This window comes from Acinetobacter sp. V2 (assembly GCF_001188385.1).
Taxonomy (GTDB): domain Bacteria; phylum Pseudomonadota; class Gammaproteobacteria; order Pseudomonadales; family Moraxellaceae; genus Acinetobacter; species Acinetobacter oleivorans.
Genome location: NZ_JZFB01000002.1, coordinates 357,217 through 365,133 on the forward strand (window position 1 = coordinate 357,217; position 7,917 = coordinate 365,133).

The 7,917-nt window shown below is 36.7% G+C and carries 6 protein-coding genes and 1 pseudogene; 1 reads left to right on the plus strand and 6 read right to left on the minus strand.

Annotated features, from left to right (window positions below; genetic code table 11):
• The coding region (locus UC75_RS21145; protein ID WP_322842893.1) for a YqiA/YcfP family alpha/beta fold hydrolase at nt 1-161 on the minus strand (161 nt) is incomplete at its 3' end.
• Between the two features lie 210 nt (nt 162-371).
• On the opposite strand from UC75_RS21145, the gene UC75_RS10485 reads away from it, so the two are divergent.
• Nucleotides 372-1,715 (plus strand): alpha/beta fold hydrolase, encoded by a 1,344-nt coding sequence (locus UC75_RS10485; RefSeq protein WP_005300558.1) that lies wholly within the window; start codon nt 372-374, stop codon nt 1,713-1,715.
• A gap of 62 nt (nt 1,716-1,777) precedes the next feature.
• Here the strand turns inward: UC75_RS10485 and UC75_RS19280 are convergent, their stop codons facing one another.
• The 5 genes and pseudogenes from UC75_RS19280 to UC75_RS21150 all read right to left on the minus strand — a co-directional run.
• Complete coding sequence (locus UC75_RS19280) at nt 1,778-2,305, minus strand: hypothetical protein (protein ID WP_049837544.1); 528 nt, start codon at nt 2,303-2,305, stop codon at nt 1,778-1,780.
• Between the two features lie 15 nt (nt 2,306-2,320).
• Nucleotides 2,321-3,919, minus strand: a complete 1,599-nt coding sequence (locus UC75_RS10495) for a glycoside hydrolase family 19 protein (protein WP_049837545.1) — start codon at nt 3,917-3,919, stop codon at nt 2,321-2,323.
• Nucleotides 3,920-3,922: 3 nt separating this feature from the next.
• The gene (locus tag UC75_RS10500) at nt 3,923-6,799 is read right to left on the minus strand and encodes a type VI secretion system Vgr family protein (RefSeq protein WP_049837546.1); all 2,877 of its coding nucleotides are present in this window, start codon (nt 6,797-6,799) and stop codon (nt 3,923-3,925) included.
• Between the two features lie 164 nt (nt 6,800-6,963).
• Entirely contained in the window at nt 6,964-7,479 is a 516-nt protein-coding gene (locus UC75_RS10505) for a disulfide bond formation protein B (RefSeq protein ID WP_005300544.1), read from the minus strand.
• A gap of 16 nt (nt 7,480-7,495) precedes the next feature.
• Nucleotides 7,496-7,917: pseudogene (locus tag UC75_RS21150) on the minus strand (glutamate--cysteine ligase); the annotation flags it as partial.

The window sequence follows — 7,917 nt, forward strand, 5'->3', positions numbered from 1 at the left end:
GATTCAATCAGCGCTGAAACTTGCTCTACCACTAGATTAGGAGATCTGTTTAGGTCTGGCAAATGCACATTTATGCCTAATTCGCTACAATACTGCTTAAGGCTTAACCCTTTAATTGAAAGAGAGCTACTATTAAAGCCATGGAGGTAGATAATATTCATATATTTCCCTCTAAATTGAGAATAAACTCACATTTTTGTTCTCAGTTTGTATATAAAAACACTATTGTCAGACAAGAAAAACCACTCAACTAACCATTCATCAGTATTTTAAAAACATGTGTTATTTAAACTACTAAGATGGAAACGTTTACTGCCGTTGATAAAAAGTACAGCTTAAAACGTCGGTTATAACGTATATGGGGAAAAGATATGCCGAGCTTAACACCACTACATGAAACTTATTGTAAATGGGATCGTACGCCACCGAGTCAGGCAGACGTACTAGAAGGTTTAGCTCAACTGTTCAGTACCAGCTTAAATGGTGTACATGAATTAATACAAGTTATTAATATTGAAGTATTAAAAAATGCTTTTGGTGTGAGCACACAAAATGCTAAAAACTTTCAAAAACGACCATTTGTGCAAAAGGCATATCAATTTTCTTATGGCGCTTTACAAAAATATGGTAGCCACTTTTTAGCGCCAAGTTTACGCCACATTATTGAAAAATATCCCACACTTCACGAAAAACCACTCACCCCGAGCTTACATTTTTTAGTCGGAATTTTGAATGGAATTTTTGGGGATTACCTACTTAAACAACATAGTCCACTCGCTTTACCAATGGTGCTATACGATCACTACGGTGCAATACAACAAGGGGAACTTGCAGGACGTATTGTAATTTTGGTTCATGGTTTGTGTATGAATCATCTGAGTTGGTCAAATGCACATTATGGTGGTATTGGGGAGCGTCTGTTAGCACAGCGCGACCATAACACGATGCTGTATTTAAACTACAATACAGGTCGACGTATTTCAGCCAATGGGCGCAGTTTTTCAAATTTATTAGAAGACTTGGTACAACGTAACCCAAGAATTACCAGCATTGATATCATTGGCCATAGTATGGGTGGACTGGTTTCTCGCAGTGCCTTGTTTTATGGCAAACAAAATATGTATCAATGGATTCATATGGTCGAGAATCTAGTCTGCATTGGCTCTCCACATCATGGTGCAGTGTTGGAACGCTTTGGCTTTACCATACAAGACAAGCTTGGGGCCTTCCCTTTTGTGGGTTTACTCGGTCAACTAGTTAATATTCGTAGTAATGGCATTTTAGACTTACGCCACGGTAGCGTTCGTGATGATGACTGGGAATATATGGATGCCCGAATTGGCATGATGGATGATAACCGCGCTCCTGCTCCATTGCCTTCCCATATCAATACCTTTTTAGTAGCAGGGACCTTAGAATTTGAAAAAGTACGCAACAAAGCACTCACCGTAATAGGTGATTATTTGGTGAGTGTGAAAAGCGCGCTAGGTGAGCATCCAAATCCACGTTTTCAACTCAAAGTTCCTGACTCTCATAAAGCCGTGTTTTATGGCTTAAATCACTTTGAAATTCAGTATCACTCGAGTGTTGCGGAGCAGATTACTCGCTGGCTATATCCTAATGTTAATGATTATGTGCAAGAAGGTATTCAAACTCATATTATTGATATGCCGAACTATACGCTCGAAGATTTAGAAGGAATTGTAGAGACGTAAAAAAAAAGCCCAACTTAAGTTGGGCTTTTTTAATTTAAATTATTTTCAAGATCATAGATCCATCAATAATTTTTATCTAACCATTTTTTAATTTCAGAAATGGTTTTATATTTATAAGAGACTTTCCCTTCCGCAATCCCTTCAAAACCCTCTGCATTACTACCTAATATATTTGTTATATTTTTCAGATTTAAAATCTTATTTTCACTAATTTGATATAGTTTAACTTGATACATTTCCCCTTCTATTTGTGGAGTACAACAGTAATATGCTGAATTAATAGTAATCAATATTGGAGGTTTTCTTTTAGTTGATTTATAGATACTGACAGCTAAAAGCTTAGGACTTTCTTTAGCTGCAAAATCAGAGTAATCACCAACGAATATTTTCTTCTCTTGATCTCCAAAATAACCTTTAAGATATGAACCTTCTGAAGACTCACATATATAATTATAAAATTTATAATCATTTTTCTTAAATATATTTAATTTTACTTGTTGGTCAATATTACATTGATCCTTTGCAAATAAATTCTGAGAATATATTAGAGATGATATGACAAACAGAATAATAGTAAAATATTTTTTCATTTCATAAACACTATTTTAAATAAAAATCTTTCTTGCCTGAACAAAATGTGCTCGTCGATCAGCATATGAATTTGTAGCTTCATTAATTACTTTTGTGATGGCATCTACCTGTTCTCCATTAGCACCCTTATCAGCAACATCATAAAGCTTAAATTTCAACCAAAATCTAATAGCAGATCTAACTGCATATTTGGGTTGTTCAATTAATTCAGGATTCTTCACAAAATCGACTTTCTCTCCAGGCCATATAGTTGAGTACATATTAGTTAAATCTTGATAATTATTCTTCCCTGTTAATTGTTTTAGTCCTCGGCCTAAATATTTCCAACCATCACCAGGAGAAGTATTACCTAATTTATATTTAGCACTACGATAATTGTCGTCGTACATGCGATTAGCAATTACTTCTCCATTTGCTGGTCCTTGTCCTCTTTTATATCCATCAATATCTGCTTGTTTATGATGAGTTCTATAATACCCAATTTGTTTCAATGCTGTTGGCCCCATATATTCCACTTGTTCTCTCAATGAAAAAGAGCTACCAACTTCTTGCCTAACTTGAGCCATGAAATGAGCTTGTCTCAATCTAGTATCCAATTTGTAGCCCATTAAATCGCTATTTAATTCATCTAAAATTGGTTGAATTTTTGTAGCTGAAGCTTTGGGCCACATTTTTCTCATTTGGTCCATTGTAATTAATATATCAACTTTAACTTTCTTATTAATCTCTGGATCATTCTGTGCCGTACTGCCTTTTGTTATATCTACATCCAAATGGAATTCAACAGAGTTATTTTTAACTCGTGTTGCCATATAGGTTTGTGTCTTTAAAGGCTTACCATCAGGCTTATACACGGTAAATTCTAGTTTCTGCCCTACCATGCTTTGTAATGGTAATTTTCCATTCGATATACTAAAAAGCTGTTTTTTACCATTCTCTACAACTAACATTTCCACATTAGTTTTTTCTACAATGTAGTCACTTCCATCTCGATCTAAAATTTTAATCGTAGATGCACTTTTAAATTTTTCATAAGGCTCATCTAATTTAATAAAATTTGGTTGGGAACTACCGTTAGCAGAATTTATTGAGCTTTTTAAAACAAATGTATCCTTTGATGTTAATACTAAGATCTCTATATCTCTATTAGGTGATGAGCATACTTCTACTATGCCTTCATCATTTGTATATTTATCGGGTGAATTTCCTTTACCTTTTGGTCGTGATTGAACAGGAAAGTTTTTCATAACTTTTCCATTCATATCAACAATTTTAAAAAAAGTGCTTACAATTCCTTTGATTGAACTGGTTTTCTTTACTTGTTGATATTCATCAATTGTTTTTGGCAACTGGACTTTAATAGGAGTTTTTTCTGAGGAATGAATAGAAGAGTTGATCGTTTTAAATACTGTATAATCTTTTTGATAAGGAGGCTTTGCTAATATCTCAACAGTTCTATTTGGCGAAGCTTGAAATATAAACAGACCGAGCTTATCAGTTTTTTGGGTATTAGCATTTAATGAATCTTTATATCTAGATTGTACATTTAAGTTAATAATCTGCTTTCCAGATTTATCATAAAACTTAGTAGTAATAGTGACTAATTTACTCATTAATCAAAACTCCTCTTCTGTATAGACATCATCATTTTCTTCGTCATACAGAAGTGTTTCTTCTAAAAGCTCATCAATATTTTCACTATCAGGCATATTTTGCTTTAACTGAATATAATCCGAATTAAAAATCATTGCAGTAAAGTCTGCTTCTTCTGGTGTATAAAATCGTAATGAACTTAAATTATTTTTATTATCAAGCTCATTTTTATGGGTTTTTATAAGGCTATTATTCTTTTTATTTATAATAAATAGTTCTTTTTTATCTTCCGAATTTATATTCCAGTTATAGTTAATTTTATTACTAAAAGGTGTTTTTATAGTAGGTAAGCTTATCTTTGGAACAACAATATTCGCGCCGCTCATAAATAAATGCTGACCTGCCTTAACCTCAAGCTTACCCCCAGTTATAGGGAAAATACCTGAACTATTAATCTTGAGTTGCGAACCGTCCGCAGTGAGTATAATTTCTTTTGGGCTAATTATTTCGATTCTATCTTCTGTTGAAATAATCTTTATCCCTTTTCGTGCAATGATATCTGTACCATCACTTTGTGCTTGTAACTCAATTTTGCCCTTACCCGCATACATTCTTGCTCCATCTTGAGCTGCAAAAAAACTTATCTTATTTTGGGCATGAGCAATCAAATTCTTTTGAGTACTCAGATTAATACTATCACCAGCAGTTTGGCTAATCTGTCCATCTGCACTCAGATGAATATCTTCATTACTTGCAACCGCTATACTATTTGGCGCACTTAACACCATAATCGCTTGTTTAAATGCAGTAGCTTTATCTTTGTCTTGCTGTTCAATCTGATCTAAAAAGTTTTTTAAATGATCAAGAACTTCCAACGGATCTGTCTGCTGATTTTTAGCAACTTCACTTAGAGCTTTACTATTGTTTAACCCGCCTTCAAGCTGCTGTTTGGTTTCATTCGCATCAAGGTGAAGTCCTTGAGCTTGATCTTGTTTGTGAGTACTAATGTATAAACCGTTTCCAGCCCGCACAGCTCCCCATGCATCTGTTCTAAGCTCAAAACCCTCACCACGACCTTGGCTCGTTGCTTGTTCTTTCGGATGGCTTAAGTTACCTAAGTTCAACTGTGTCGCGGCATGACTACTTTGTAGTTGGGTACTGATTTGCCCTGTTGTATCATCAAAACGTAATTGGTTAAAACCACTACCACTGATTTCCTGACTGCGAATCCCGCTTAGTTTTTTAGTCGCAGGAAGCTGGCCTTTTACATCGAACTTGGTTGGCGAACGCTGCGCTTCATGGATACGCCCCGTCACAAATGGACGATCAATATTGCCATCAAAGAAGTCTATGACAACCACTTCACCAATACGTGGTAAAAACCGTGCTCCATAACCTTCGCCAGCCCAAGGAGTCAGTACATCAACCCAAGCCGAGTCGGTATCGTTGTCATTGCTCCCTGCACCACCGTCATGTCCATGATCATCACTACGGGTAAATAGAAAACGTACTTTGATACGCCCCCATTCATCAACATGAATAGTCTCTCCCTCTGGCCCTACAACTTTCGCCCTTTGTGGGTAGGCAATTGGGCGATGTTGTTCTGGATGATATTCAGGTGCAGTTTTAATTTGACGGCGTATTAAGGTCAGCTCATTACCTTGGCGCTCAATATCATCATAACCATATTTATCCCAACGACTTTGGGTTAATAACTGGCTAACTTGCTGATGCAAATCTTTCGGTAGGTTATTTTGGTTATAGAAATTTTTAGCAATGATGAGGAACTCTTGATCAACCCTTTCATGCTGATCAATTTCAGGATGCTCCTGTAGATTAAACCAATATCCAACTTGGCTATCACGGACACTACTATAGGCCTTAAAGTATTTGGCCTGACTTGCGTACATATTCGTGAAGTGCTGATTTAATTTCTCTAGCTGATTACTACTTGAAGCGGTAGCCTGATCTTCCCCTTTTAAATCTTGCATCCAAGCAGGGCTTACGTGCCATGCTTGTTCAAGGCTCAAACTCGCTGAATCAAACTGCTCTGAATGTATATGTGTAGTAATAACTGAACCTACACCTTCTTCGTGTGCCAGAGCATCAGGTTGCCAGCGCTGCACATGTACCGCTGTCGGCTGCAAAGTCCGCACTGCTACAAAACCTGTAATGCTATCTTGATATTCTGTCGCACTACTGCGGTGATAACGGATGCTGCGACGTTCTAAAGCTTGGTACTGGCTATTGTCATCAATGAGTCTTAGTTTTTGAGCCTGTATTGGCGCAGTAAAATGAGGAACAAAAAGTTCGGCTTCATCAATTAGCCAGCTAACACCTTCACTTCGCCATAAGCGTGTCAGAAAGTCATAATCAGACTCATTGTGCTGCATGATAAATGGGCGAATATCATAACTCTGACTTAACCCACTAAAATCGAGACTTAAACTTGTCGCAAAAAGCTGACTTTTTTCTTGCCACTCTTTAAATAAAACTTCCGTGACTTCAATAATACTTTTATTCATAAAAACACGACTATTACGGCGCTTGTGCCATAAATTTGTCGCGTCTTTTAAGGTCAGTTTATAAAGCGTTAAAGCACCGTCACTTTGTCCATAACTGGCTTCAGTCACAATTCCTGTTGTTCGGAATAATTGACCTGCATCAGTGACCTGATCAACAGCAACCTGTACCCCTATAAACTGCTTCAATGCAATTTGGGCACTCGTCGAAAGACAAATTAACTCAGCTTCAATTCCCCCATTTAGCTGATGTTGGCCTTCGATACGCTGTAAAAAAACTTGGTTATTGAGTAGTTCATTAGAAAATTGCACGTGAATCGCGCGTTTCTGTGCACTTAACCCTATTTTTTCCAAAACATTAAATATATTAAAAAACATTTTTTATAATCATAAGGATATAAAACGGCTGCACTTTATAAAAAACAGACCTATCTGTCTATATCATTATTCTTTTTTTCAATTTGTTTTTTTATAGTTTGATTAATTCTAAAACAATAAAAAAAGCCCAACATAATATTGAGCTTTTTTTAATCTGTTTAAACTTACTTTTTAGCAGTCTTAAACACTGGATAAAAACGGAATAACTGCCATAAGCAGACCAGTAAGAGCAAAACGAAATAGACCAACGACCAAACTGGTAAAGACTGACCTAAAAAGGTCCAGTCAATTGCAGCACATTCACCTGAACCAGAAAGCACTTCCTGCAAAACTGCTTTCATAGGTAAAGCATCAATTAAATAATTTAAACCCGGTCCACAACTCGGTACTTGATCTGCTGGTAAATGCTGTATCCACACATGACGCCCTGCCACACCGACTGACCATAAAATTGCAATGCCAGCCAAAAATGCATAAAAGCGTTTAATCGCGTTGGAAACTGGGTTATGCAAAAAAGCGACGAGCGCCACAAAACCCATTGCCATTAAGCCAACACGTTGAAAAATACAGAGCGGACATGGCTCTAAACCTTTTACATGTTCCAGATACAACGCAAAAGACATGCCGACAATACTTGCTAAAACAAGTAGCCCACTCACCAAACGGTAACTTAATCGCATGTAAAACCTCGTTTTATTATCGATATTGTTCAAGATATTGATCAAAACTGACCTGAGTATCTTGCTCAAGTTGTTCTTGCTGCTGTAACGACTGTGCAGCCAATTGTTCAAAATGTTTCAAGGTTTCCACACTAAGCTCATGCTCTTCATAACTTTCAGCATGTAATTGCGCCATGTGGCTACCAAAACTCCAAGTTCCACCATGTTTTAACGTATCGTCAATAACATGGGCAGATAAAGTCTCATCAACTTCATCAATTCGTGCTTGCATGATCGCTAATGCTGAACCATACAAGTCCGTTGCGTAGGTCTGATCGAGTAGCTGTGCACAATCTTGCATTTTTGCAATATATAAACGTGCCCAATCTTCGATGTGATATGACCCTGTTAAATCTGTAATGGTTGCGTTCGGTGCTCGACCTCGGTTTACCACCTCGG